This is a genomic window from Xanthomonas arboricola pv. guizotiae, from assembly GCF_002940205.1.
Taxonomy (GTDB): Bacteria; Pseudomonadota; Gammaproteobacteria; order Xanthomonadales; family Xanthomonadaceae; genus Xanthomonas; species Xanthomonas arboricola_C.
Window position 1 is genome coordinate 172866 of the sequence record NZ_MDSK01000002.1, and the last position, 23633, is coordinate 196498.

A 23633-nucleotide genomic window follows, 5' to 3' on the forward strand; every position below is an offset into this window, starting at 1 on the left:
GGTGGCTCGGCGGATGCGGGAAGGGAAGCGGATCGGGGAATGCGCGCCCGCTAGCCCGAGGCGGCCAGTCGGCCGGACCAGTCTCCGGACACGCACAGGCGCTGCGCAGCAAGGCGCATGCGGGGCAGGATCGGGAAAAAGGTGTCGAGCAGAGCTGGGCGCATGGGGATCGCAGGGCAGGCCAGTTGTTAAGAAGGCCTGAAGGGTTGCGATATTAAATGCAAATCATTCTTCTTTGCAATCTTTGTCGGACGGTGTCACGCACGAGGCAGTTGCGCTGCTTGAGGCGTCAGCCGCTGCGGTGGCCAATGCCGGGTTGTACAGGGAACTGCACGTGTTTGCGCTTGCTGGCAGAGCGGGGTGCCGCTAGCAAGGCTGGTCGAGCTCGCTGGCGTGGCAGCGCGTCTTTTTCCTGCGCGGCGCGGATCTGCGCACGCCAGGGGCACGCACCGGACGGGACGGGACTGCGGATCAGCGTCCTGAGCGGTCTGCGCTCATGGCGACCGTGTCACGCACGGGGCCGGCTGGTGTCAGCGGTCGTCGCGGGTCCAGATGCCGCCGTGTTCGCGCTTGACCGGGAACTTGGGCACCGCGGTGTAGGCCGGTGCGCACAGCGGGCGGCCGTCGCGGATGTCGAAGCGGGCGCTGTGCAGCAGGCACTCGATGCTGCCTTCTGCCGGGTCGAACGTACCCGGCGACAATTCGTAGTCTTCGTGGCTGCAGCGGTCTTCCAGCGCGTACAGCTCGCCGTGGAGGTTGAAGATGACGATCGGGGTGTCGGTCACCTCGTCCCAGACGGTCTGCAACTCGCCGGGCAGCAGCGCCTCGCTGGCGCAGACAAAGGTCCAGGTGTCGCTCACGGTGCTGCGCCGCCGAGCGGTTTTTCCAGCACCTCGAAGCGCAGATCCTGACGCAGCGGCACGCCGAAACGCGCGTCGCCATACGGGAACGGTTTGAGGATGCCGGTGCGGCGGTAACCGCGTCGCTCGTAGAACGCGATCAGCTCGTCGCGGATGTCGATCACCGTCATCTGCATCACCGGCAGCTGCCACTCGGTGTAGGCAATACGCTCGGCCTCGGCCAGCAGCGTCTTGCCCAGCCCGCTGCCCTGCAGCGACGGTTCCACCGCAAACATGCCGAAGTAGCCGGCACCGTGGTCGTCGGCGATATGCGCGCAGGCCAGCAGGCGCCCGTCCTGTTCGACCAGTAGCACCAGGCTGCGGTCGCGCAACAGGTCCTCGCGCAGCACTGCAGGATCGATCCGCGCGCCGTCGAGAAAGTCGGCCTCGCTGGTCCAGCCAACGCGGCTGACATCGCCGCGATAGGCCGAGGTCACCAGCGACACAAGGGCGTCGATGTCGTCGACGGTGGCCGTACGAAAGGTGGTAGTCAGCATGGGAGCAGTTTAGCGGGAATCGGGAATCGGGAATCGGGAATCGGGAATCGGGAATCGGGAATCGGGAATCGGGAATCGGGAATCGGGAATCGGGAATCGGGAATCGGGAAAAGCGTTGCGCCGCTCGATGAGCTACTTCCAACATGTCGAACTGCACCAGTATGCGGGAGAGCCGCTTTTCCGATTCTCCATTCCCGATTCCCGATTCCAATCAACCCAGCAACCGACGCACCTTCACCAACGCAGCAACGAAGCGCTCGATCTCGTCATGCGTGTTGTAGAACGCCAGCGAGGCGCGGCAGGTGGCGGCGACGCCGTAGTACTGCAGCAGCGGGTGCGCGCAGTGCTGGCCCGAGCGGACCGCGACGCCTTCCAGGTCGAGCAGGGTGGCCAGGTCGTGGGCATGCGCGCCTTCGATCAGGAACGACACCACCGCGGCCTTGTCCGGCGTGGTGCCGAAGATGCGCAGGCCGTCGATGCGCTGCAGTTCTTCGGTGAAATGCGCCAGCAGCTCGGCTTCGCGCGCTTCCACGTGCGCCAGCCCGACCGACTCCAGGTAATCGACTGCCGCGCCCAGGCCGATGAACCCGGCGATGTTGGGCGTGCCGGCTTCGAACTTGTGCGGGGCATCGTTGAACACCGTGCCCTCGAAACTGACTTCCTTGATCATTTCGCCGCCGCCCAGGAACGGCGGCATTGCCTGCAGGTGTTCGCGCCGTGCCCACAGCGCGCCGGTGCCGGTGGGCCCGCACATCTTGTGGCCGGTGATGGCGTAGAAATCGCAGCCGATGCCGGCCACGTCGATACGCCGATGCGGCGCCGCCTGCGAGCCGTCCACCACGCTGACGATGCCGCGCTTGCGCGCCTCGCGGCAGATCTCGCGCACCGGATTGACCGTGCCCAGCACATTGGACACATGCGTGATCGCCAGCAGCTTGACCTCCGGCGTCATCGCCTTGCGCAAGGCGTCCAGATCCAGTGCGCCGTCCGGGGTGATCTCGGCCACGCGGATGGTCGCGCCGGTGCGTTGCGCCACCAGTTGCCACGGCACGATGTTGGCGTGGTGCTCCATGCGCGAAATCAGGATCACATCGCCGGCGCCCAGGCGCGGCAGCGCCCAGGAATAGGCCACCAGATTGATCGCAAAGGTCGTGCCGCTGCACAGCACCAGTTCGTCGGCGCGCACGTTGAGAAAGCGAGCCAGCTTGCTGCGCGCGCCTTCGAAGGCGTCGGTGGCCTCGGTGCCCAGCGCATGCACTGCGCGGCTCACATTGGCGTTCTGACGGCGATAGAACTCGTCGGTCGCGGCGATGACCTGCAGCGGCTTCTGGCCGGTGTTGGCGTTGTCGAAATAGATCAGCGGCTTGCCATGCACCTGCCGCATCAGCAGCGGAAAATCCAGGCGCACGCGGTCCCAGTCGGGTACCGCGCTGTGCGGAATTGCCGACATGTTCATGCCACGCCTGCCGAATTCAATGCACGGTCCAGTTGCAGCGCCAGCACGGCGCTCAAGGCGGGTGGCAGTACGCGCAAGGGTTCGTGGCAGAACGCGGCGCTGAGCAGGCGTTGCGCCTCGGCCTGCGGCAGACCGCGCGAGCGCAGATAGAACAAGGCATTGTCGTCGAGCTGGCCGACGGTGGCGCCATGCGCGGCCTGCACTTCCTCGGCATCGATCACCAGCACCGGCTGGGTGTCGATCTCGGCGTTGGCCGACAGCAGCAGATTCTTGTTCGACAGCCGCGCGTCGGTGCCATCGGCGCCCGGACGGATGTTGATGCCGCCGTGGAAGGCCACCCGGCTGCGATCGGCGCCCACGCCGCGCCAGACCAGCTCGCAGGTGGTGTCGCGTGCGATATGCGCGATGCCCAGACGTGTATCGACATGGCGGCGGCCGTTGCCGAGCAGCACGCCATTGGCGGTGAGCTGGGCATTGTTGCCCTCCAGGCGCACGTTGAGCTCGTGGCGCGACAGGTTGGCACCCAGTTCCAGATCCACGCGCTGGTAGCGCGCATTGCGCGCCAGCACCGCATCGGTGCGCAGCAGCGACGTTGCGTGCGCACTGTCGGCCTGCACGCGCGCATGCGACAACACCGCATCCTGGGCCAGATGCACATGCATCAGGCTGTTGTGCAGATGCGCGGCATCGCCGACATGCAGGTGGTGCTCGACCACGTTCAGTGCCGCGCCGGCGCGCAGTTCGATCAGGTGGCGGTGGTGCCAGGACAGGTCGTGCTCGCCGGCCACGCCGATGAAGACCAGATGCAGCGGCGCCTCGATCTGCGCGCCGTCCTGCACGCGCACCAGCACGCCTTCGTCTGCAAGTGCGGCGTTGAGGCGCGCAAAGATTTCATCGCTGCCGTCGAAACGGCGGCCGAGCAATTGCTGCGCCTCGTCGCCGGCGGCCAGCGACGCAGACAAGGTGTCCAGCCGCACGCCGTCCGGCAGTGTCGACAGGTCGCTCAATGCGTCGGACGGGCGGCCATTGACGAACACCAGCCGCGGCGACGGGATCTCGTCCAGCAGCGCGGCATCGATCAGCGTCGGCACCAGCGGCGCGGGCTGGAAGCTGCGCCGCTCCAGCTGCCGCAGCGAGGTGTATTTCCAGGCTTCGGCGCGCGGGCCGGGCAGGCCGGCCTGCAGCGCGGCATCGAGTTCGACCCGGCGCGCATCGTTCCCGCTGAAGCCGCGGGCGAGGGATTCCAGCAGGGCGCTCATCAGGCAGCCGCCTCGGGCACCACGCGGTCCTTCAGGAAGTGGTAGCCGTGCTTTTCCAGCTCCAGCGCCAGTTCCGGGCCGCCGCTCTGCACGATGCGGCCTTCGGCCAGCACATGCACCACGTCCGGAGTGATGTAGTCGAGCAGGCGCTGATAGTGGGTGATCACCAGGAACGAGCGCTCCGGCGAGCGCAGCGCGTTGACGCCGTCGGCCACGCTCTTGAGCGCATCGATGTCCAGGCCCGAATCGGTCTCGTCCAGGATGGCGAGCTTGGGCTCGAGCACGGCCAGCTGGAAGATCTCGTTGCGCTTCTTTTCGCCGCCGGAGAAGCCTTCGTTGACGCCGCGATGCAGCAGCTCGTCCTTCAGGTGCAGCACGGCCAGCTTCTGCCGCACCAGCTTGAGGAACTGCATCGAATCCAGCTCGTCCTCGCCACGCGCCTTGCGCTGCGCATTGAGTGCGGCGCGCAGGAAGTAGGTGTTGTTGACGCCGGGGATTTCCACCGGGTACTGGAAGGCCAGGAACAGACCGGCGGCGGCGCGTTCTTCCGGCGGCAGCTCGAGCAGGTCCTTGCCTTCGAACTGCACGGTGCCGGCGCTGACTTCATAGCCGTCGCGGCCGGCCAGCACATTGCCCAGCGTTGATTTGCCGGCGCCGTTGGGCCCCATGATGGCGTGCACCTGGCCCGGCTGGATGTCCAGCGACAGGCCCTTGAGGATGTCTTTGCCGGCAATGCTGGCGTGGAGGTTGTTGATCGTAAGCATGGGAATAGAGAATCGAGAATAGGGAATGGGTAATGCGAGACGTTGGCGCGGCAAGGAGCAGGAAAGAGAACCGATACCGATTCTCCATTCCCCACTCCCGATTCCGTTGGCGTCAGCCGACGCTGCCTTCCAGCGAGACTTCCAGCAGCTTCTTGGCTTCCACCGCGAACTCCATCGGCAGCTCGCGGAACACCTGCTTGCAGAAGCCGTCGACGATCAACGACACCGCGTCTTCCTGGCTGATGCCGCGTGCGCGGCAATAGAACAGCTGGTCGTCGCTGATCTTGGAGGTGGTGGCCTCGTGCTCGACGGTGGCGCCGGGATTCTTCACCTCGATATAGGGGAAGGTATGCGCGCCGCACTGCTTGCCGATCAACAATGAATCGCACTGGGTGTAGTTGCGCGCGCCGTCGGCATTGCGGTCCACCTTGACCAGGCCGCGATAGGTGTTCTGCCCGCGGCCGGCACTGATGCCCTTGCTGACGATCTTGCTCTTGGTGCGCTTGCCGATATGGATCATCTTGGTGCCGGTGTCGGCCTGCTGACGGTGATGGGTCAGCGCCACCGAGTGGAACTCGCCGACCGAATCGTCGCCGAGCAGCACGCAGGACGGATACTTCCAGGTGATCGCCGAGCCGGTTTCGACCTGGGTCCAGGTGACCTTGCTGCGCGCACCGCGGCATTCGGCACGCTTGGTGACGAAGTTGTAGATGCCGCCACGGCCTTCCTCGTCGCCCGGGTACCAGTTCTGCACGGTCGAATACTTGATCTCGGCATCTTCCAGCGCCACCAGCTCGACCACCGCCGCGTGCAGCTGGTTTTCATCGCGCATCGGTGCGGTGCAGCCCTCCAGATACGACACGTAGGCCTTGTCCTCGCACACGATCAGGGTGCGCTCGAACTGCCCGGTGTGGCCGGCGTTGATGCGGAAATAGGTGCTCAGTTCCATCGGGCAACGCACGCCCGCAGGAATGAACACGAAGCTGCCGTCGGAGAACACCGCCGAGTTGAGCGCGGCGAAGTAGTTGTCGCCGACCGGCACCACGCTGCCCAGATACTGTTTGACGATTTCCGGATGTTCCCTGATCGCCTCGGACATCGAGCAGAAGATCACGCCCTTTTCGGCCAGTTCCTTGCGGAAGGTGGTACCGACCGACACCGAGTCGAACACCGCATCCACCGCCACGCCGGCCAGCCGGGCGCGCTCGTGCAACGGCACGCCGAGCTTGTCGTAGGTGTCGAGCAGTTCCTTGGGCACGTCGTCCAGCGAGGCGTACTTCGGGCCCTTGGGCGCGGAGTAATAACTCAGCGCCTGGAAATCGATCGGCGAAACCTTCAGCTTCGCCCATTCCGGCATCGGCATCTTCAGCCAGTGGCGATACGCCTCAAGACGCCAGTCGGTCATCCATTGCGGCTCGTCCTTCTTGGCCGACAAGGCACGGATGACGTTCTCGTCCAGGCCAGGCGGGAGCGAGTCCGATTCGATCTCGGTGATGAAGCCGGCGTCATAGCGTCGGCCCAGCCGTTCGATAATTTCGGCATTCTGCGGGGGTGCAAGTTCGGTGGCCATCGGGCTGCCTACAGGGTCAGGTGGTCGCGACGCGTGCGGCAATGGAACGCCGACGGCTGTCGCCAGGGAGAGAGAGGGGCTGCAACATCTGTGCGAGCGTGACGCGACGCAATGCATCGCCGACCACGTCGTTGATCAGGCGCCAGTTGGAACGCACCCCGCATGTCTGCGCGATGCCGCACTGGCTGTGGTCCTGGCTGCATTCGGTGATCGCCAGCGGGCCTTCCATCGCCTCGACGATTTCCACCAGCGTGATCTCGCTGGCCGCGCGTGCCAGCCGGTAGCCGCCGTGCACACCGCGCAGCCCTTCGACCAAACCCGCCTGCGACAGCGGCTTGAGGATCTTGCTGACAGTCGGCGCTTCCAGGCCGGCCTGCTCGGCAAGTTCGCTGGCGCTGAGCACCTGGCCGCAGCGCGCTGCCAGGACGGTCAACACGACGGTGGCGTAATCGGTGAGTTTGGTGACGCGCAGCATGGGAAGGCGATCAATCCGAAAGCGGACCGAAATTGTACGCTTTTAGCCGGGGCGGGGCCAGCTGCCTGGTTCAGCCGCCGGCAAGCAGCAGCCGTTGCAGCCAATGCTGCGCTTGTGCTTGGCGCATCGTCGCACTGCAGTCACAATGAGCGGCCCCATCACTGGACCCCTTCATGTCGCGCAAAGTTGCCGCCCGCAAGTCACGTATCCACGGCAATGGCATGTTCGCCCTCGCCGCGCTCCGCAAGGGCGAGCGCATCATCCAGTACAAGGGGCGCCTGCGCACGCACGCGGAAGTGGATGCCGATGACACCGGCGATGTGGAGAGCGGCCACACCTTCCTGTTCACGCTCAGCGACGACTACGTGCTGGATGCCAATTACGAAGGCAATGTCGCGCGCTGGATCAACCACAGCTGCAATCCCAATTGCGAAGCGGTGATCGAAGAAGCCGACGGCGACGACCGCAGCAAGGACAAGATCTTCATCGAGGCCAAGCGCGCGATCAAGGCCGGCGAAGAACTCACCTACAACTACGGCATCACCCTGGCCGAGCGGCATACGCCGCGTCTGAAGAAGATCTGGGCATGCCGCTGCGGATCGAAGAACTGCACCGGCACGATGCTGCAGCCCAAGCGCTGAGTACCGGTGCCTTGGCGCCGCACTGACGCGGCGCACACATCGATTCACTCATGCGCAACAGGCGCACGCCTAGCGTGCGGACTTCTTTTCAACAAGGAGTCCCCGCATGTCGTATTCGCTCTCCGGCAAGACCATCGCCGTGCTGGCCACCGATGGCTTCGAACAATCCGAACTCATTGAGCCCAAGCGCCTGCTGGAATCCTGGGGCGCCAAGGTCGATGTGATTGCGCCCGGCGACGCTGCGCAGATTCGCGCCTGGAACAAGACCGACTGGGGCGATTCGGTGCCGGTGGACCAGCGGCTGGATCAGGCCAAGATCGACAGCTACGACGCGCTGGTGCTGCCCGGCGGGGTGCTCAACCCCGACACCTTGCGCGGCGACGCCAAGGCGATCGCATTCATCCAGGCCTTTGCCAGTGCCGACAAGCCGGTCGCCGCGATCTGCCACGGCCCGTGGCTGCTGGTGGAAAGCGATCTGGTTCGCGACCGTAACGTCACCTCGTGGTCGTCGGTCAAGACCGACCTGCGCAATGCCGGCGCACGCTGGCAGGATGCGGAGGTGGTTGTCGACGGGTCGCTGATCACCAGCCGCAAGCCCGACGATATCCCGGCTTTCACCGCTGCGGTGGCCAAGGCCCTGGTGGCCTGATCACCTGTTGCAATGTTGCAAGAATGAAAACAGAGGCCCGGCGTGGTGACGCCGGGCCTCTGTCTTGCTCCGATGGCCGTTTGCGCAGATCGGCGCGACGGCATGACGGCGTATTTCAAGTCCTGTGTTGCAACTGGCGCGTCAGCCTATTTCCCGGACAGTGCAGCGGCCGGCACCAGCTGTTCGATGTTCTGGTTGAAATTCACCGCGACGCGGCCGTTCTGGATGCCGACCGACTCCACCTGCACATTGCCCATCACCGCCGCGATGGCCGGGTCGATGCGATAGATCGGCTCCTTGCGCGCGTAATCGGCCAGCCAGGCATTGAGCAGCTGGCGGGTGCTGTGGTCGAGTTTCGCGCCGGCGTTGGCCGGGCGGAAATCATCGATGCTGGGTTGATCGAGATAAAAGCCCTGCTTGGCGGTGTCGTAGCGCAGTGCGCTGGTCAGGGTCACGTTGCCCACCGCTGCGGGCGTGCCGCCGGCAGTGGCGAGCGCCAGGTCGAAGGCCATCTTGAGCCGGTCGCCCGGCGGCAGCGACAGTGCCGGATTGCTGACCGTCATCTCGACCAGGCCGCCCAGCGCATCGTGCGTCTGCGGGAAGCGACCCCCCAGGAATTGCTGCAGGTCGCTGCCCTGTACGCTGATCTGGTGTCCCTGGATCTGCGGGGTCGCCCACGCACTGGACGTGGGTAGCGCCAGAGCGAGGGCAAGCATGGATCCGGCAAGCGAACGCAGTTTCATCGGGTGACTCCGGCAACAGGTGCGATCACCTTAGTCGGTGCCGGTGAACCGTGGGTTAGCGCAATACCGGGTGCAGGGTGGCCGAGTAGATCTCCCAGTCGTCGCTGCCGCTGCGCGGCTGCAGCCGGTAGGCGCCGACCAGGCGTTGGGTGCCGGTGTCGGTGCGCACGATCAGTTGCACCGGCACTTCGATCCGGCGCGGGGGCTGTTCCTGATCCAGTGCGATGGGCGCGTCGTTATTGATACGCATCGACTGGATATTGCCGATGCCGCGCAGCGCCGCATCGTCCGGCACCGGCGCAGGGCGACCGCCGCTCCACAGTGCATCGGCATCGCCACGTGCCGCACCTGGCAACGCGCCCAGGTAGCGCTGCACGGTTGCGCTTGCTTTGGCGAAGTTGGCGCGCGCGACTGCATCCTCAGGGGTGGCATCGCTTGCGGATCGTGCGGGTGTGTTGTCTGTGGTGGCGGCACCCGGCGTTTGCGTCGCCGCTATGACTTGCGAGGGCGCTGCCGCGTCGCCTGTTTCTTCGTCTGCGCTGCGATGACAACTGCAACCGGCGATTGCCGCTGCAAGCATGACGATCCCCAACCCACGCATGGCGCATCTCCCGTTCCCGATGCGCACAGTGTAGCGGTCGCCGCGACGCCGGTCTCAGCTGCCGGCGGCCGGCTGCACGCGTTGCAGGCGCTCCAGCAGCAACTGCAGTCTTGGCCGCAAGGCTTCCAGTGCATCGCTTGGCTGCGCGCGCGGGCGGGCGGCCAGGTCTTCCAGCAGCTGCGAGCCGACCGTCAGCGCCGCGCATTCGTCGCTGCTCAGATCGCGTCGCAGATGCAGCTCCTCGAGCAGCCGCATCCAGTCGGCCCGCGAGCGCTGTTCGAATTCGATGGTGCAGCGATCGCTGCAGGGGCGGCCATCGCTCTCGATGGGCGTGACCGTAATGCGATAGCGTTTTCGGGACATGGAGGGGGCGTCGTTCCTTGGGCTGACTCCACCATAGGCGTAGCCAGCAACGGCCTCGATAGCTCAGGCCATGACGCAGTGTTCCAGCATGCTCACTGTGCCGGCGGTGGCACGGGTTTGCGCAGCAGCGGCAGTGGATCGTACGCACCGTTGCGCCCATAGACACCATAGTGCAGATGCGGCGGCGTGCCGCGTGCGTTGCCGGTGGTGCCGACCATGCCGAGCGGTGTGCCGGGCTCGACGACATCGCCAACAGCCAGGCCGGCAGCCCAATCGTCCAGGTGCGCGTAGTAATGGCGTTCCATCGCCGGCCCGAGTACCCAGACCTGCTTGCCGCCCAGGCCTTGATCGCGGATGGCGCTGACCACGCCGCGTGTCGCGGACAGCACCGGCGTGCCGCGCGGCGCGAAGATGTCCACGCCGGCATGGTGTCGGTCGCGACCGCGCGGTGCGCCGAAGGTGTCGGCGATACGGCGCGCCTGCATGCCTTCGACCGGAACCGACAATTGCACGGGTGGCGGCATGCGCGACAGCTCCCAACTGGCGCGCAGTTGTCCGGCAACCGGCAACTGCCACGCCCACCGCGCGGCCACACCCAGGGCGCACAGCAATGCGATCGATACCAGCAGCCGGCGCAGGTGGCGTGCAGGGCTGCGGCTTGCCGATGACGGCGGTGTGGATGGGCGGGGAGACGGCGGATCGGTCACATGCACCTGCTGCGTTGCGAATCACCATGCAGGGTAGGCAAGCGGCTATGAGCGGCATGTGGGGGCGTGCGCGGGCGCTCACGCGCGCGCAAAAAAAAGACGGCCCGCAGGCCGCCTTGGTGACAACGGAGGCGTGCTCGCTTAGAGCGCGGCGTCCTTCAACTTCTTCAGCAGGCGAGCCTTGACCTTGAAGCTGGCCGGCTTTGCTGCAAAGGTCTGCTCTTCCTTGGTGAACGGGTTGATGCCCTTGCGCTTCGGCTTGGCCGGCACATGGACGCTGGTCAGCTTCAGCATGCCCGGCAGGGTGAACGAGCCGGCGCCCTTCTTGCTCAGCGACGAATGAGCGGCCGATTCCAGCGTAGCCAGAACAGCGCGGACGTCCTTCGGAGCCAGTTGGGTGGTTTCGGCAATGTGCGCGACCAGGCCGGTCTTGCTCAGCGCTTCCTTGATCGGCTTCGGCGCAGCGGACTTGGCAGCAGCGGCCTTGGCCGGCTTTGCGGTCTTGGTCGCGGCGACCTTTTTCACTGCCTTCTTGGGGGCAGCCTTCTTAGCGGCGGTTTTTGCCATGAGTTATGTGTTCCGTGATCGTTGGTGGTGTTGGGTCTGCCGACCCAGTCGGCAACGCGAAATGTAGGGCAACTGCTGCGCGCCGCCAATAGGGAAACGATGAAACAACCGAAAAAAAGCGTCTTTTGACCGGGATTCGTTCACTGGCGGCAGAAAACCTCCGCGAAAGCGCTGTCGACACGGCTGCGATGCGCAGGGCGATACGGTGTCTGACGCAGAGCAGCAGATCGTTTGCGCGAAGCCCGGTGTGCGTTTTGCAGCATGCTCGGCGCTGCGCATTGGCCACGGCGTGCAGCTGGCGGTGGCGTTCGCTGCCGCGATCAAGTGTCGCTGCATGGCTGCGCCTTGCAGGAGATGTCTGGTGTCGCCAGCTGTTGGTGCGCGTTTCGAAGGCCTTGTTCGATGCGTCGATCCACTGCGTTTGCGTCGCTGCTGCCGTGGGCGACGGCAGCGTGCGCCGGATCTTCTGCACCTGGCAGGTGCCAACGCGCTGCGTGTCGTTACGGTTCCATCGTGCAATTGCCGTGGTACTCCCGCGCGCGGCACGGCCGGCCGTTGCGGAACATGTCGACTTCTGGAGGAGGTCCGGCGGTAGGCTGGCTAATCATTGGCCGCCGACAGGCTGCGGCCGCGCTCGGTCGCTGCGGCAATCGCCTTGGCGGTGAGCGCTTCGAACTGGCCGGCCTGAAGGGTCTCGATTGCCGCCTGTGTGGTGCCGTTGGGCGAGGTCACCCGGCGGCGGAGCAACTCGGGCGCTTCGCCCGATTCGGTCAACATGCGCGAGGCGCCGAGCAGGGTCTGCAGCACCAGCGTGCGTGCGGTGTCGGCGGGCAGTCCTTGCGCACGCGCGGCGGCTTCCATCGCTTCGGCCAGCAGAAACACATAGGCCGGCCCGCTGCCGGAGACCGCGGTCACCGCATCCATCTGCGCCTCGTCGTCGATCCAGACGGTAACGCCGGCGCTCTCCAGCAGGCCGGTCGCCTGCGCGCGTTGCGCGTCGGAGACGCGTGGATTGGCATACAGCCCGGTGACGCCGGCACCGAGCAGCGCGGGCGTATTGGGCATTGCGCGCACCACCGCAAGCTCGCCGCCGGACCAGCGCTCCAGCTGCGGAGCGGTGATGCCGGCGGCGATGGACAGCAGCAGCGGCTGCTGCGCCTGCGCAAGATCGGCCAGCTGCGCGCATACCGCTGGCAGCACCTGCGGCTTGACCGCCAACACCCAGATGGCTGCGCCTTCCACGGCGCTGCGCGCCTGCTCCACGACCTGCACGCCGAAGTCGCGCGACAGTGCATCGCGCAGTTCGGCCACCGGCTCGGCGACGCGGATGCCGCCCGCGGGTACGCCTTGCCGGATCAGCCCGGCAATCAGGCTGCGCGCCATGTTGCCACCGCCCACGAATGCGATGAGCGGAGCTGCAGAAGGCGCGGGCGAGGAGGGCAGAGTCATTGCGACACCTTAAGTAAGAGAAAACGGCGATGTGCTACGCGAGGCCGATCGGAACGGACGGTCAGGACGTTGCGGTAGCCGACGAGCCGCGTTCGCCGAACAACGCAGTCCCGACCCGCACCATGGTCGCGCCGGCCGCGATCGCTTCGGCAAAATCCGAGCTCATGCCCATCGACAAGGTATCCACCTGCGGGTAGCGGCGCTTGAGCTCTTCGAACAGTGCCTGCATGCGGGTAAACGCCGCCATGCGGCGCGCCTGCTCGGGAAACGGCGCGGGAATCGCCATCAGGCCGCGCAAGTGCAGCCGCGGCTGCAGCGCGATGGCCGCGGCCAGGCCGTCGACCGCCTCCGGCGCACAACCATGCTTGCTGTCCTCGTCGTCGATGTTGACCTGGATCAGTACATTCAACGGGGCGCGATCGGCCGGCCGGTGATTGGCCAGCGGTGCGATCAGCTTGGCGCGGTCCACGGTCTGCACCCAGTCGAACCACTGGCTGGCCAGTTCGGCCTTGTTGGATTGCAGGTGGCCGATCAGGTGCCACTCCAATCCCAGCGTCTGCAGTTGGGCAATCTTGGTGTGCGCTTCCTGCACGTAGTTTTCGCCGAATGCGCGCTGGCCCTGCGCCGCCAGCGCGGCAACCGCGTCCGCCGGCCGGGTCTTGGACACTGCCAGCAGGCGCACATCGGCGCGCGCGTGCCGATGTGCGGCTTCGTGGATGGCATCGAGAATCTGCTGCAGCGACGAAGCCGGCACGTGGCAATCCAGGCGGGAAAGGAACGCTATAGTGCCGCCCCGGGCTGCGTCCTTCCAGCCGGCGCGCCGAATCGGGCCGGCCAACACCTCCGCCGCCATGGCGCCCGCCCGCGCCGCCCGCACCGGGCCTGCGCTCAGGCGAGGCGATCGGTGCAGCGCTGGCCCAGGCAAGGACCGTGCCCGCACCACGGCTCCAAACCAACCCCTTCAGGCGCGCCCGACGGTGCCGGCCTGAACCGGCCGCGTGCCGCTTCCCGCCGGCAGCCAGAACGCTATACTGCCGTTCGGGGAGTACCTTCCAATCGCAGCCTAGGGGAAAAGCAGCGCATGGATATCGCTGAACTATTGGCGTTTTCCGTCAAGAACAAGGCATCGGACCTGCATCTGTCGGCCGGCTTGCCGCCGATGATCCGTGTCGATGGCGATGTCCGTCGCATCAATATTCCGGCCCTGGACCACAAGCAGGTGCACGCGCTGGTCTACGACATCATGTCGGACAAGCAGCGGCGCGATTACGAGGAATTCCTCGAGGTCGACTTCTCGTTCGAGATTCCGTCGCTGGCGCGCTTCCGCGTCAACGCGTTCAACCAGAACCGCGGCGCCGGTGCGGTGTTCCGTACCATTCCTTCCGAAGTGCTGACGCTGGAAGACCTGGGCTGCCCGCCGATCTTTCGCCAGTTGATCGACCAGCCGCAGGGTTTGATCCTGGTGACCGGCCCGACCGGTTCGGGCAAGTCGACCACGCTCGCCGGCATGATCGACTACATCAACAAGAACGAATACGGCCACATCCTCACGGTCGAGGATCCGATCGAATTCGTGCACACCTCGCAGAAGTGCCTGATCAATCAGCGCGAAGTGCACCGCGACACGCATGGCTTCAACGAAGCGCTGCGCTCGGCGTTGCGCGAAGACCCGGACATCATCCTGGTCGGCGAATTGCGCGATCTGGAAACCATTCGCCTGGCGTTGACCGCCGCCGAAACCGGCCACCTGGTGTTCGGCACCCTGCACACCAGCTCGGCGGCCAAGACCATCGACCGCATCATCGACGTGTTCCCGGCCGGCGAAAAGCCGATGGTGCGCTCGATGCTGTCCGAATCGCTGCGCGCGGTGATTTCGCAGGCGCTGCTGAAGAAGGTCGGCGGCGGACGCACCGCCGCCTGGGAAATCATGGTCGGCACCCCGGCCATCCGCAACCTGATCCGCGAGGACAAGGTGGCGCAGATGTATTCCTCGATCCAGACCGGCCAGCAATACGGCATGCAGACGCTCGATCAGCACCTGCAGGACCTGGTCAAACGCAGCCTGATCACGCGCAACCAGGCGCGCGAGTACGCCAAGGACAAGCGGATATTCGAGTGATTCGGGAATAGGGAATCGGGAAAGGGGAATCGCGAAAGCACGCACCCCTGACCGGTCCCGGCTCCCGGCTTTTTCCAATTCCCGATTCTCGATTCCCCATTTCCGGCTCCGAAGGAGCACGCCATGAGCACCATCGACTTCACCTCCTTCCTCAAGCTGATGGCGCACCAGAAGGCGTCGGATCTGTTCATCACCTCGGGGATGCCGCCGGCGATCAAGGTGCACGGCAAGATCAGTCCGATCACCCAGACCCCGCTGACCGCGCAACAGAGCCGCGATCTGGTGTTGAATGTGATGACGCCGTCGCAGCGCGAAGAATTCGAAAAGACCCACGAGTGCAATTTCGCCATCGGCGTGTCCGGGGTCGGGCGCTTTCGCGTGAGCTGCTTCTATCAGCGCAACCAGGTCGGCATGGTGCTGCGCCGGATCGAAACGCGTATTCCCACGGTGGAAGAGTTGAGCCTGCCGCCGGTGATCAAGACGCTGGCGATGACCAAGCGCGGCATCATCATCTTCGTCGGCGCCACCGGCACCGGCAAGTCCACCTCGCTGGCGGCGATGATCGGTTACCGCAACCAGAATTCCACCGGGCACATCATCACCATCGAAGACCCGATCGAATTCGTGCACAAGCACGAGGGCTGCATCATCACCCAGCGCGAAGTCGGCATCGATACCGACAGCTGGGAGAACGCGCTGAAAAACACCCTGCGCCAGGCGCCGGACGTGATCATGATCGGCGAGGTGCGCACCCGCGAAGGCATGGATCATGCGGTGGCCTTCGCCGAAACCGGCCATCTGGTGCTGTGCACCCTGCACGCCAACAACGCCAACCAGGCGATGGACCGCATCATCAACTTCTTCCCGGAAGACCGGCGCAACCAGCTGTTGATGGATCTGTCGCTCAATCTCAAGGGCGTGGTTGCGCAGCAATTGATTCCGACCCCGGATGGCCGCGGCCGGCGCGTGGCGATGGAGATCATGCTGGGCACACCGCTGGTGCAGGACTACATCCGCGACGGCGAGATCCACAAGCTCAAGGAGATCATGAAGGAGTCCACCAACCTGGGCATGCGCACCTTCGACCAGAGCCTGTTCGAGCTGTACCAGGCCGGCGAGATCAGCTACGAGGACGCGCTGCGCTACGCCGACTCGCAGAACGAGGTGCGCCTGCGCATCAAGCTGTCGCAGGGCGGCGACGCCAAGACCCTGGCGCAGGGCCTGGATGGCGTGGAGATCGCCGAGGTTCGCTGAGCGCCTGCATGAGCGCTGCACGCCGGGGCGGATGGCCGGGCGTGCATGGAAGGAAGCGGGATGGTCTGCGCTGGATCCGATCCAGCGTGCTGCTTGCAGCTGTTTCGCGCGCGATGCCGGCGGCGGGCGCCGCCATGGCCGATGAACGTGCAGCGGCGCAACGCACGCGTGGGGTGATGTTTCAGATGTAACCAGGCGGGCCGATAGTGTCTAATATCCGCACCCCACCGCAGTGCCCAGCCCGTGAGCCTTCCCGATTCCGATCTCCGTCCGGAGCAACAGCCGTTGCCCGACGACGGCACAGTGATGACTTCCGGTCCGTTGACGCCCCCACCGGATTCGGCCGGCACCCCGGCCGACGATCACGCGTTTCACCACTCGGTGGCCGAGGACGTGCAGGGCATGGTGCTGGCGACGCTGGTGGCCTCGCTGGGCCTGGCGATCTTCGCCAAGGGCGGCCTGATGATCGGCGGCATGGCCGGCGTGGCCTTCCTGCTGCATTACGCGCTGCACTGGAACTTCGGCCTGGTGTTCGTGCTGGTCAACCTGCCGTTCTATTGGCTGAGCGTGCGCCGCATGGGCTGGGAATTCACCCTGAAGACCTTTGCCGCGGTAGGCGCCTGCGGTGCGCTCACCGACCTGCTGCCGCGCTGGGCCGATTACGCGCACATCAGCACGTTGTTTTCGGCGATCGTCGGCGGCGCGCTGGCGGGCCTGGGCATCCTGTTCTTCATCCGCCATCGCGGCAGCCTGGGCGGCATCGGCATCCTGGCGGTGTACCTGCAGCGCGAGCGCGGCTGGAGTGCCGGCAAGGTGCAGATGAGTTTCGATGCGATGCTGATGCTGGTCGCCTTCAGCGTCCTCACCCCGGACAAGGTGCTGTACTCGGCGCTGGGTGCGTTGATGCTGAGCCTGGTGCTGATGTTCAATCACCGCCCGCATCGTTATATGGGCGTTTGATCCAGCGCGTTATGGAAGCCCTTGGTGCCGCTGCGACCGGCAGCTGCACCATCAGGTCGAAGCGGAATGCGCGCATTGCCACTGCAGCTGTACGCAGTGCAGCCCCGCCAGCGTTTGCTCGCTGACGTAGCCGCTAGGCCTTGCCGTGCTGCAGCCACGGCGGCGACAGTGCCTGGATGCGTTTAAACACCGGGCAATCGGCATGGTGCGCGCCGGGCAGGTAGCCCAGGCTCATCAGGAACTCGCCGGTGATCTCGCCGCCGGTGAAGCGGAAGGTCTGCTTGAACAGCTTGATCCAGGCGGTTTTGTCGAGCGGATGCTGTGCATCCAGCCATTGCGCGAAACTGCCGTGCGAGGCGCGTAACTGCTGGATGACCTGCGCATTGTGGATGGCCGCCAGCACCTTCAACCGGTTGCGGATGATGCCGGCATCGCCGAGCAGGCGCGCAATGTCGCTCTCGCCATAGGCGGCCACCGTGTCCACGTCGAAGCCGTCGTAGGCGCGCTGGAAGTTGCTGCGCTTGCGCAGGATGGTTTCCCAGCTCAGCCCGGCCTGATTGATCTCCAGCACCAGGCGCTCGAACAGCTCGCGCTCCTCGCGCTGCGGAAAGCCGTATTCGTGATCATGGTAGTGCCCGTGGACCGGATGGCCCGGGGCGATGCTGCAGTAGCCGCTCATGAGATGCCTGTTGATAGGTGGAGCAGGTGTAGGTGGACCAGCGGCCGGCGCAACGGCCGGGAGTCCGGCCCGTCACGATGGCGACCGAACGGCGACGCGTGGGTGCAAACATGACTGCGGTGCCGTAGCAGATCGATCGCAGCGCGGCGCAGCTCGAGGTCCGCGCCGCGCCGCCACCCGCGATCTGAACGGGCCGGCCTTGCCTGCCGGGTGCCACCGGCTGCGTCTGCGGGGCCGCTGTCCATCGGCAGCATCGGCAGTCCGGTGCCGCCGGCATGCAGCAAGTATGGCAGCGGCTCTGCGCGCGGCGAAGCGAACGGCTAGAATGCGGCCATGTCTGTTTTGCCCACGCCTCTGGCCAACCAACTGCTGATCGCGCTTCCGGCGCTGTCCGACCCCACCTTTTCGCGCAGCGTCGCGCTGATCTGCCAGCACGACGAGAACGGCGCCATGGGCGTGCTGGTCAACCGGCCCTCCGAATACACGCTGGGCGAGGTCCTGTCGCAAATGGGCATCGACACCGTTGACGAGCACCTGCGCGAGCAGGTCGTGCTCAGCGGCGGGCCGGTGCACCCGGAGCGCGGTTTCGTCATCCACGACGATGCGCGCGACTGGGATTCCAGCCTGGAAGTGGGGCAGGGTGTCTACCTGACCACCTCGCGCGACATTCTCGAAGCGATGGCGGCCGGCGAAGGCCCGCGCAATGCGCTGGTGGCGCTGGGCTGCGCCGGCTGGGGCGCGGGGCAACTGGAATTCGAACTGGGCGAAAACAGCTGGCTGACCGCGCCGTCGGATGCCAATGTGCTGTTCGCCACCGCGCTGGAAGATCGCTGGCAGACCGCTGCCGGGCGCATCGGCGTGGATCTGTTCCGGCTGACGGATTATTCCGGGCATGCCTGAGGCGGGCGCGATCCGCCCGGATGGCACGGTGCTGGGCTTCGACGTGGGATCGCGCCGCATCGGCGTGGCCATCGGCACTGCGCTCGGCGCCGGTGCGCGTGCAGTTGCCGTCATCAATGTGCATGCCAATGGCCCGGACTGGGTCGCGCTGGATCGCGTGCACAAGCAATGGCGCCCCGACGGCCTGGTGGTCGGCGACCCGCTGACCCTGGACGACAAGGACCAACCCGCACGCAAGCGCGCGCATGCCTTCGCCCGCCAACTGCGCGAGCGCTATGCGCTGCCGGTGGTGCTGATCGACGAGCGCTCCAGTTCGGTCGAAGCCGCGCAGCGTTTCGCGCGCGAGCGCGCCGACGGGCGCAAGCGCCGCCGTGATGCCGAGGCGCTGGACGCGATGGCGGCCGCGGTGATCGTCGAACGCTGGTTGGCCGCGCCCGACCAAGCCACTCTTCTTCCCTGACACTCCCGACCTGCGATGACCACCATGCAACTCGATTCGGACGGACGCCTGCGCCACCTGCTCACCCTGGAAGGACTGCCGCGCACCACGCTGCTGCAGCTGCTCGATCGTGCCGGCCAGATCCGCGATGCGGCGGTGGGGCGCGTGGGCAAGCGCAGCGTGCTCGCTGGCACCGCGGTGTGCACGCTGTTCTTTGAACCGTCCACGCGCACGCGCAGCTCGTTTCATCTGGCTGCGCAGCGACTCGGCGCGGACGTGCTCAACTTCGATGCCTCCACCTCATCCACCCGCAAGGGCGAGACCGCGCGCGACACGCTGAAGAACCTCGAGGCGATGGGCGTACGCGGCTTCGTGGTGCGCCATCCCGACGACGGTGCGGTGGAAGCGCTGGCCGCGGCCGCAGGCGAGGGCACCGCCTTGATCAACGCTGGTGACGGCCGCAGTTCGCATCCCACCCAGGGCCTGCTCGACATGCTCACCCTGCGCCAGGCCAAGGGCACCGATTTTTCCAAGCTCAAGGTGGTGATTGTCGGTGACGTGAAGCATTCGCGCGTTGCGCGCTCGGACCTGCATGCACTGCGCACGCTGGGCGCCGGCGAGATCCGCGTCTGCGGTCCGGCCAGCCTGCTGCCCGACGACGACATGCTGGATGGTTGCGTGGTCGGGCAGGACTTCGACGCCATGCTGGAAGGTGCTGACGCCTTGATGATGCTGCGCCTGCAGCGCGAGCGCATGGAAGAAGGCCTGGTGCCGTCGCTGGAGCAGTACCACGCCGTCTATGGGCTGACCCGCGAGCGCCTGGCACGCGCCGGCCGCGACGCTGCCGTGCTGCATCCGGGCCCGATCAACCGCGGCGTGGAAATCACCGACGAAGTCGCCGACGGCGCGCAATCGTGCGTGCTGCGCCAGGTCGCCAACGGCGTGGCGGTGCGCATGGCCGTACTGGAAACCCTGCTGGGCTAAGAGCAACCAACAAACGGCTGCGCAGGCGCCAGGCGGGCGCGGCCGGTGCTCGGAATCGGCATGTAGCACTCGTACACTGCGATCCTGCGCGCCGTCCGCACCTGACGACTGCTCGCGAGGTCTGGTTAGCCGCTCTAAAACGGCTGCGCAGTTGTGTTATTCGCCGTTCCAAGAGCGGCAACGCGGCCGCAACCAACACGCAGTCGCCTTCGATCTATGAATCACTGATTGCGAAGAGGCAGCGGCTGGTTGCCCGACGCACCGTGATCGGTTGCGTGGTCGCGCCCTATGCGCGACTCCGCGAGCGCAAACAGCCGCCGCTTGCTACCGGACGCGCCCGCGATCTGCTCTTGCGAATCCCGAATCCCGAATCCCAGCACCACGAGCTAACATCGACTCGCCTATCGTGGCCGCTCCTTTCATCGCAGGAGATCGCAATGGGTATTTCGCGTCACGCCACCGCTCACTGGGAAGGCGACCTCAAGACCGGCAAGGGCCAGCTCAGCACGCCGCAAAGCGGACTGATGGACAAGACCCGCTACGCCTTCAGCAGCCGCTTCGGCGACGAGAAGGGCACCAACCCGGAAGAGCTGATCGCTGCCGCGCACGCCGGCTGCTTCACCATGGCGCTGTCGGCACAGCTGAGCGAAGCGGGTTTTCCGCCGACCTCGCTGGAGACGCGCGCAGACGTGGATCTGTCGATGGAAGGCGGCCCGCAGCTGTCGCAGATCCGCCTCAAGCTCAAGGCCGTGGTGTCGGGGATCGACGAAGCCAAGTTCCGCGAACTGGCCGACACCGCGAAGAAGAACTGCCCGGTGTCCAAGGCGCTGAGCGCCGTGCCGATCAGCCTGGAAAGCGAGTTTTCCAACCAGGCGTGATCCCCCTGCGTGCGCCGGCGATGGTTGCCGCCGCACGCAGCTGGCGGCGACCTGAATAGGGCTTTGCAGGGGCGGTCCGGTTCAGGGCGGTTTCACTGGCGCAGGCCGAGCATCGGCAGCGTGTCCTCCCTGTGAAGCTGCTGCGATGAAAACTCTTGTGCTTGGTGCTCTGGTGATGGGTCTGGCAGTTGCAGGCGATGCAACGGCGCAGCGCTATGACAGCGGCTACGACGGACGTGGTAGCGTTGAGGATGGTCGTTACGAATATGCGCGGGTGGTGCGCGTGGACCCGATCATCGTGACCGATTCGTATAACGAGCGCAGCAGCGAGCGCTGCTATAACCGCCCCGCCGATCACTATTACACCCGCAACGACGGCTACTACCGCGATGGCGGCAGCTATGGCCAGGCCGGTGTGTCCAACCGTGGCGTGGCCAGCGTGATCGGCGGTATTGCCGGTGCGGTGCTTGGTAGCCAGGTCGGTGGCGGCAATGGCCGCCTGGTCGGCACCGCGGTCGGTACCATGGCCGGCGTCGCGGCGGGCCGCTCGATCTACGAAGCCAATAATCGCAACTACCAGGGCAACGTCAGCGTCTGCGAGCCGGTGTCCTACCATCGCGAACGCGATCGTGTCGATGGCTACGACGTGACCTACGAATACGCGGGCCGCACCTACCACACGCGTAGCGACTACAACCCGGGCGACCGCATCCGCGTACGCGTGGACGTGCGCCCGGACTGACCGCCGCGGTGCCGCACGCTGCGGTCAGGCGATCGAGATCGGCCGGTGGAATGACGAAAACGCTGCGGGCCACCGCAGCGTTTCTTGTTTCGACGCAAGCACTCTTCAGCCCGCGGGATCTGGCGCGCTCACCCAATCCAGCGTGCCGCGGATCACCGTCTGCACCTGGCCGCCAGACCACACATCGCCATTGGCGTCGATGCGCAATTCCAGCAAGGCGTCAAAGCCGATCTCGCGGCCCTGGCTGACCACGTAGCGACGTTCCTCGCCCGGCAATGCCTGGCGGCTGTCCAGCCAGGCGGCGAGCACTGCATTGGCCGCGCCGGAGGCGGCATCTTCGAAGCGCCGGCCATTGCCGACGAAGGCGCGCACCGCCAGATCGTAGGCACCGGGCGCTGCGGCGCGGGCATAGGCGAACACGCCCATGCTGCCGGTGGATTCGGCCAGCGCGGCGATCGCGTCCCAATCCGGCTGCAGGCCGCGCAGCGCCGCTTCGCTGGCCAGCTCCACCACCCACCAGGTGCGGCCGCCATCCATCAAGGCGGGCGGCAGGCTGCCGAGGGACCAGCCGCGCACCGCATCGCGCAGGCGCGGGTCGTCGGCCTCCACCTGCTCGGCCACGCGCGCACGCGGGGTGCGGATGGCGATGCTGCGGTGGCCCGCGATCTGCTCCACGCGCAGCGGCAGCTGGCCGGCGATGCCATCCTGGATCAGCACGCCGTCGTCGGGCGCGGCCAGGCCGGCCTCCAGCACCGCGTGCGCGGTGCCGACGCTGGGGTGGCCGGCAAACGGCACTTCCTTTTGCGGGGAAAACATCCGCAGCCGATAGCTGCTGTGCGCGTCCGGCGCCGCAAACACGAAGGTGGTTTCCGGCAACTTGGTCCAGCGTGCGATGGCCTGCATCGCGGCATCGTCCAGGCCTTGCGCATCCAGCACCACCGCCAGTGGATTGCCGCTGCCGGGGCGGGCGGAGAACACATCCAGTTGCAGGAAACGGCGGGTGGTCATGGTGGCGGCTCGGCGAACAGGGCGCGGCAGCTTACCAATCGATGCGGCCTTCGATCACTTGCCTGGTCGTTCCGCCGATCCAGACTTCGCCTGCGTGATCCACCTCCACGTGTACACGCCCGTCGCGGCCGACTTCGCGCCCCTGGCTGGCGACATAGCGCGACGCCTCGCCCGGCACGCGGCCTTCGCCGTGCAGGCGCGCGGCAATGCAGGCGTTGGCGCTGCCGGTGACCGGATCTTCCGGGATGCCGTCGCCGGGGCAGAAGGCGCGCACCACCAGGTCCGCATCGCCCCCGGCCTGCGGGGCGTAGATGGCCAGGCCGGTGGCTGCGCTGGCCTGGGTCAGGCGGCTGATCGCCGCAAGATCGGGCAGCGCCTAGCGTACCGCCTGCGCGTCGGCCAGTTCCAGCAGCCACCAGCCGGGGCCGTTGGTCCACAATGTGGCCGGGCGTTCGGCCATGCGCAGGCCGGCGCAGGCTTCGTGCAACGCCGCAGCATGCGCATCGCCGGTTTCGACTGCTTGCGCACGCGGTGCCCGCAGCCGCACCAGCAGGGCGCCGTGCCGGTCGATCACCTCTACGGGCAGCACGCCCGCCGCGCATTGCTGGCGCATCCGGCCGTCCGGCTTGAACGCCACCAGCCCGTGCGTTGCCGCCGCCCACGCCGCGCCGACGCTGGGATGGCCGGCGAACGGCAGCTCTGCGCGTGGCGTGAAGATACGGATGTGGTAGTCCGCATCGGGTGCGCTGACCGGCAGGAAAAAGATCGTCTCCGACAGGTTCAGCCAGGCGGCAATCTGCTGCATCTGCTCCGACGACAAGGTCTGCGCGTTGAGGACCACGCCCAACGGATTGCCGTGGCCGGCCTGGCCGGCGAACACATCCAGTTGCAGATAGCGGTGCTTGCTCATGGGGCATGGATCTCGGTCGATGGAAGGCGCGTCGATGGTTGCAGCGCAAACCGTTGCGGTGATGGCCGTGGCCGCCGGCAGGCTGTGACCGTACACGGGGTCATGCGGGCGACATTGGCA

The 23633-nt window shown here is 66.2% G+C and carries 27 protein-coding genes, 1 other RNA gene and 1 pseudogene; 11 read left to right on the top strand and 18 right to left on the bottom strand.

Going from position 1 to position 23633, the window contains the following annotated elements:
* Nucleotides 1-530: 530 nt before the first annotated feature.
* The 7 genes from XarbCFBP7408_RS02355 to XarbCFBP7408_RS02385 form a co-directional block, all read right to left on the bottom strand.
* Nucleotides 531-860: a non-heme iron oxygenase ferredoxin subunit gene (locus XarbCFBP7408_RS02355; RefSeq protein WP_104561039.1), complete on the bottom strand. Its 330-nt coding sequence runs from the start codon at nt 858-860 to the stop codon at nt 531-533.
* Nucleotides 857-1396, bottom strand: coding sequence for a GNAT family N-acetyltransferase (locus tag XarbCFBP7408_RS02360; protein ID WP_104561041.1), 540 nt, complete (start codon nt 1394-1396; stop codon nt 857-859). The genes XarbCFBP7408_RS02355 and XarbCFBP7408_RS02360 overlap by 4 nt, the downstream gene beginning before the upstream one ends.
* Before the next feature lie 211 nt (nt 1397-1607).
* Nucleotides 1608-2852, bottom strand: a complete 1245-nt coding sequence (locus XarbCFBP7408_RS02365; protein ID WP_104561043.1) for a cysteine desulfurase — start codon at nt 2850-2852, stop codon at nt 1608-1610.
* The gene (gene sufD, locus XarbCFBP7408_RS02370) at nt 2849-4111 is read right to left on the bottom strand and encodes a Fe-S cluster assembly protein SufD (protein ID WP_104561045.1); all 1263 of its coding nucleotides are present in this window, start codon (nt 4109-4111) and stop codon (nt 2849-2851) included. Before sufD ends, XarbCFBP7408_RS02365 begins: the two co-directional genes overlap by 4 nt.
* Nucleotides 4111-4875, bottom strand: a complete 765-nt coding sequence (gene sufC, locus XarbCFBP7408_RS02375; protein ID WP_039519836.1) for a Fe-S cluster assembly ATPase SufC — start codon at nt 4873-4875, stop codon at nt 4111-4113. Before sufC ends, sufD begins: the two co-directional genes overlap by 1 nt.
* A 112-nt stretch (nt 4876-4987) precedes the next feature.
* Nucleotides 4988-6445, bottom strand: coding sequence for a Fe-S cluster assembly protein SufB (gene sufB, locus XarbCFBP7408_RS02380; RefSeq protein ID WP_104561047.1), 1458 nt, complete (start codon nt 6443-6445; stop codon nt 4988-4990).
* A gap of 16 nt (nt 6446-6461) precedes the next feature.
* Nucleotides 6462-6920, bottom strand: a complete 459-nt coding sequence (locus tag XarbCFBP7408_RS02385; RefSeq protein WP_016902345.1) for an SUF system Fe-S cluster assembly regulator — start codon at nt 6918-6920, stop codon at nt 6462-6464.
* 173 nt (nt 6921-7093) lie between these two features.
* On the opposite strand from XarbCFBP7408_RS02385, the gene XarbCFBP7408_RS02390 reads away from it, so the two are divergent.
* A complete protein-coding gene (locus XarbCFBP7408_RS02390; RefSeq protein WP_104561049.1) occupies nt 7094-7561 on the top strand; it encodes an SET domain-containing protein in 468 nt (155 codons plus the stop codon).
* A gap of 106 nt (nt 7562-7667) precedes the next feature.
* A complete protein-coding gene (locus XarbCFBP7408_RS02395) occupies nt 7668-8210 on the top strand; it encodes a type 1 glutamine amidotransferase domain-containing protein (RefSeq protein ID WP_104561051.1) in 543 nt (180 codons plus the stop codon).
* 146 nt (nt 8211-8356) lie between these two features.
* On the opposite strand, the gene XarbCFBP7408_RS02400 is transcribed toward XarbCFBP7408_RS02395, so the two are convergent.
* From XarbCFBP7408_RS02400 to XarbCFBP7408_RS02430, 8 genes are all read right to left on the bottom strand, one after another.
* Complete coding sequence (locus XarbCFBP7408_RS02400; RefSeq protein WP_104561053.1) at nt 8357-8953, bottom strand: DUF1439 domain-containing protein; 597 nt, start codon at nt 8951-8953, stop codon at nt 8357-8359.
* A 55-nt stretch (nt 8954-9008) separates the two neighbouring features.
* On the bottom strand, nt 9009-9329 hold the full coding sequence (locus XarbCFBP7408_RS02405) for a hypothetical protein (RefSeq protein WP_080639692.1): 321 nt from the start codon (nt 9327-9329) through the stop codon (nt 9009-9011).
* Between the two features lie 279 nt (nt 9330-9608).
* On the bottom strand, nt 9609-9917 hold the full coding sequence (locus XarbCFBP7408_RS02410) for a DUF3861 family protein (RefSeq protein WP_104561055.1): 309 nt from the start codon (nt 9915-9917) through the stop codon (nt 9609-9611).
* 92 nt (nt 9918-10009) lie between these two features.
* Nucleotides 10010-10630 carry a M23 family metallopeptidase gene (locus XarbCFBP7408_RS02415; protein WP_181106775.1) on the bottom strand — a complete coding sequence of 207 codons (621 nt, stop codon included), beginning with the start codon at nt 10628-10630 and terminating at the stop codon, nt 10010-10012.
* A 135-nt stretch (nt 10631-10765) separates the two neighbouring features.
* Nucleotides 10766-11191 carry an HU family DNA-binding protein gene (locus XarbCFBP7408_RS02420; protein WP_104561057.1) on the bottom strand — a complete coding sequence of 142 codons (426 nt, stop codon included), beginning with the start codon at nt 11189-11191 and terminating at the stop codon, nt 10766-10768.
* On the bottom strand, nt 11172-11663 hold the full coding sequence (locus XarbCFBP7408_RS22270) for a hypothetical protein (protein ID WP_146093728.1): 492 nt from the start codon (nt 11661-11663) through the stop codon (nt 11172-11174). Before XarbCFBP7408_RS22270 ends, XarbCFBP7408_RS02420 begins: the two co-directional genes overlap by 20 nt.
* 128 nt (nt 11664-11791) lie before the next feature.
* On the bottom strand, nt 11792-12640 hold the full coding sequence (gene proC, locus XarbCFBP7408_RS02425; protein WP_104561059.1) for a pyrroline-5-carboxylate reductase: 849 nt from the start codon (nt 12638-12640) through the stop codon (nt 11792-11794).
* Nucleotides 12641-12701: 61 nt separating this feature from the next.
* Complete coding sequence (locus XarbCFBP7408_RS02430) at nt 12702-13394, bottom strand: YggS family pyridoxal phosphate-dependent enzyme (protein ID WP_104561061.1); 693 nt, start codon at nt 13392-13394, stop codon at nt 12702-12704.
* A 327-nt stretch (nt 13395-13721) separates the two neighbouring features.
* Between XarbCFBP7408_RS02430 and XarbCFBP7408_RS02435 the strand changes: the two genes are divergently transcribed.
* The 3 genes from XarbCFBP7408_RS02435 (at nt 13722) to XarbCFBP7408_RS02445 (ending at nt 16973) form a co-directional block, all read left to right on the top strand.
* Entirely contained in the window at nt 13722-14759 is a 1038-nt protein-coding gene (locus tag XarbCFBP7408_RS02435; protein WP_003489919.1) for a type IV pilus twitching motility protein PilT, read from the top strand.
* A gap of 123 nt (nt 14760-14882) precedes the next feature.
* Nucleotides 14883-16013, top strand: coding sequence for a PilT/PilU family type 4a pilus ATPase (locus XarbCFBP7408_RS02440; protein WP_016902355.1), 1131 nt, complete (start codon nt 14883-14885; stop codon nt 16011-16013).
* Between the two features lie 285 nt (nt 16014-16298).
* Nucleotides 16299-16973: a YitT family protein gene (locus XarbCFBP7408_RS02445; protein ID WP_024940756.1), complete on the top strand. Its 675-nt coding sequence runs from the start codon at nt 16299-16301 to the stop codon at nt 16971-16973.
* Nucleotides 16974-17106: 133 nt separating this feature from the next.
* Here the strand turns inward: XarbCFBP7408_RS02445 and XarbCFBP7408_RS02450 are convergent, their stop codons facing one another.
* Nucleotides 17107-17652: a DNA-3-methyladenine glycosylase I gene (locus XarbCFBP7408_RS02450; protein ID WP_104561063.1), complete on the bottom strand. Its 546-nt coding sequence runs from the start codon at nt 17650-17652 to the stop codon at nt 17107-17109.
* 333 nt (nt 17653-17985) lie between these two features.
* Between XarbCFBP7408_RS02450 and XarbCFBP7408_RS02455 the strand changes: the two genes are divergently transcribed.
* The 6 genes from XarbCFBP7408_RS02455 to XarbCFBP7408_RS02480 all read left to right on the top strand — a co-directional run bounded on the left by XarbCFBP7408_RS02455 (nt 17986) and on the right by XarbCFBP7408_RS02480 (nt 21595).
* The gene (locus XarbCFBP7408_RS02455) at nt 17986-18552 is read left to right on the top strand and encodes a YqgE/AlgH family protein (protein ID WP_047126906.1); all 567 of its coding nucleotides are present in this window, start codon (nt 17986-17988) and stop codon (nt 18550-18552) included.
* Nucleotides 18545-19012, top strand: a complete 468-nt coding sequence (ruvX, locus tag XarbCFBP7408_RS02460; RefSeq protein ID WP_024939388.1) for a Holliday junction resolvase RuvX — start codon at nt 18545-18547, stop codon at nt 19010-19012. Before XarbCFBP7408_RS02455 ends, ruvX begins: the two co-directional genes overlap by 8 nt.
* 15 nt (nt 19013-19027) lie before the next feature.
* Nucleotides 19028-19975, top strand: coding sequence for an aspartate carbamoyltransferase catalytic subunit (locus tag XarbCFBP7408_RS02465; RefSeq protein ID WP_016902360.1), 948 nt, complete (start codon nt 19028-19030; stop codon nt 19973-19975).
* Between the two features lie 60 nt (nt 19976-20035).
* A non-coding RNA gene (locus XarbCFBP7408_RS02470) (sX9 sRNA) lies at nt 20036-20106 on the top strand.
* 306 nt (nt 20107-20412) lie between these two features.
* Nucleotides 20413-20853, top strand: coding sequence for an OsmC family protein (locus XarbCFBP7408_RS02475; protein ID WP_104561065.1), 441 nt, complete (start codon nt 20413-20415; stop codon nt 20851-20853).
* A gap of 145 nt (nt 20854-20998) precedes the next feature.
* Complete coding sequence (locus tag XarbCFBP7408_RS02480) at nt 20999-21595, top strand: glycine zipper 2TM domain-containing protein (RefSeq protein WP_181106777.1); 597 nt, start codon at nt 20999-21001, stop codon at nt 21593-21595.
* Nucleotides 21596-21700: 105 nt separating this feature from the next.
* Here the strand turns inward: XarbCFBP7408_RS02480 and XarbCFBP7408_RS02485 are convergent, their stop codons facing one another.
* Both XarbCFBP7408_RS02485 and XarbCFBP7408_RS02490 read right to left on the bottom strand, forming a co-directional pair.
* Entirely contained in the window at nt 21701-22603 is a 903-nt protein-coding gene (locus tag XarbCFBP7408_RS02485) for a PhzF family phenazine biosynthesis protein (protein WP_104561069.1), read from the bottom strand.
* A 31-nt stretch (nt 22604-22634) separates the two neighbouring features.
* Nucleotides 22635-23513 (bottom strand): annotated as a pseudogene (locus tag XarbCFBP7408_RS02490) (PhzF family phenazine biosynthesis protein).
* Between the last annotated feature and the right edge of the window lie 120 nt (nt 23514-23633).

Excerpts from the sequence above, each read along its gene's own strand:
- XarbCFBP7408_RS02410 (WP_104561055.1), bottom strand. The coding sequence starts at position 9,917 with ATGTCCCGAAAACGCTATCGCATTACGGTCACGCCCATCGAGAGCGAT.
- XarbCFBP7408_RS02360 (WP_104561041.1), bottom strand. The coding sequence starts at position 1,396 with ATGCTGACTACCACCTTTCGTACGGCCACCGTCGACGACATCGACGCC.
- sufD (WP_104561045.1), bottom strand. The coding sequence starts at position 4,111 with ATGAGCGCCCTGCTGGAATCCCTCGCCCGCGGCTTCAGCGGGAACGAT.
- XarbCFBP7408_RS02435 (WP_003489919.1), top strand. The coding sequence starts at position 13,722 with ATGGATATCGCTGAACTATTGGCGTTTTCCGTCAAGAACAAGGCATCG.
- XarbCFBP7408_RS02390 (WP_104561049.1), top strand. The coding sequence starts at position 7,094 with ATGTCGCGCAAAGTTGCCGCCCGCAAGTCACGTATCCACGGCAATGGC.
- XarbCFBP7408_RS02440 (WP_016902355.1), top strand. The coding sequence starts at position 14,883 with ATGAGCACCATCGACTTCACCTCCTTCCTCAAGCTGATGGCGCACCAG.
- XarbCFBP7408_RS02420 (WP_104561057.1), bottom strand. The coding sequence starts at position 11,191 with ATGGCAAAAACCGCCGCTAAGAAGGCTGCCCCCAAGAAGGCAGTGAAA.
- XarbCFBP7408_RS02455 (WP_047126906.1), top strand. The coding sequence starts at position 17,986 with ATGTCTGTTTTGCCCACGCCTCTGGCCAACCAACTGCTGATCGCGCTT.
- XarbCFBP7408_RS02365 (WP_104561043.1), bottom strand. The coding sequence starts at position 2,852 with ATGAACATGTCGGCAATTCCGCACAGCGCGGTACCCGACTGGGACCGC.
- ruvX (WP_024939388.1), top strand. The coding sequence starts at position 18,545 with ATGCCTGAGGCGGGCGCGATCCGCCCGGATGGCACGGTGCTGGGCTTC.
- XarbCFBP7408_RS02465 (WP_016902360.1), top strand. The coding sequence starts at position 19,028 with ATGACCACCATGCAACTCGATTCGGACGGACGCCTGCGCCACCTGCTC.
- XarbCFBP7408_RS02480 (WP_181106777.1), top strand. The coding sequence starts at position 20,999 with ATGAAAACTCTTGTGCTTGGTGCTCTGGTGATGGGTCTGGCAGTTGCA.
- XarbCFBP7408_RS02475 (WP_104561065.1), top strand. The coding sequence starts at position 20,413 with ATGGGTATTTCGCGTCACGCCACCGCTCACTGGGAAGGCGACCTCAAG.
- sufC (WP_039519836.1), bottom strand. The coding sequence starts at position 4,875 with ATGCTTACGATCAACAACCTCCACGCCAGCATTGCCGGCAAAGACATC.
- XarbCFBP7408_RS02450 (WP_104561063.1), bottom strand. The coding sequence starts at position 17,652 with ATGAGCGGCTACTGCAGCATCGCCCCGGGCCATCCGGTCCACGGGCAC.
- XarbCFBP7408_RS02395 (WP_104561051.1), top strand. The coding sequence starts at position 7,668 with ATGTCGTATTCGCTCTCCGGCAAGACCATCGCCGTGCTGGCCACCGAT.
- sufB (WP_104561047.1), bottom strand. The coding sequence starts at position 6,445 with ATGGCCACCGAACTTGCACCCCCGCAGAATGCCGAAATTATCGAACGG.
- proC (WP_104561059.1), bottom strand. The coding sequence starts at position 12,640 with ATGACTCTGCCCTCCTCGCCCGCGCCTTCTGCAGCTCCGCTCATCGCA.
- XarbCFBP7408_RS02400 (WP_104561053.1), bottom strand. The coding sequence starts at position 8,953 with ATGAAACTGCGTTCGCTTGCCGGATCCATGCTTGCCCTCGCTCTGGCG.
- XarbCFBP7408_RS02385 (WP_016902345.1), bottom strand. The coding sequence starts at position 6,920 with ATGCTGCGCGTCACCAAACTCACCGATTACGCCACCGTCGTGTTGACC.
- XarbCFBP7408_RS02485 (WP_104561069.1), bottom strand. The coding sequence starts at position 22,603 with ATGACCACCCGCCGTTTCCTGCAACTGGATGTGTTCTCCGCCCGCCCC.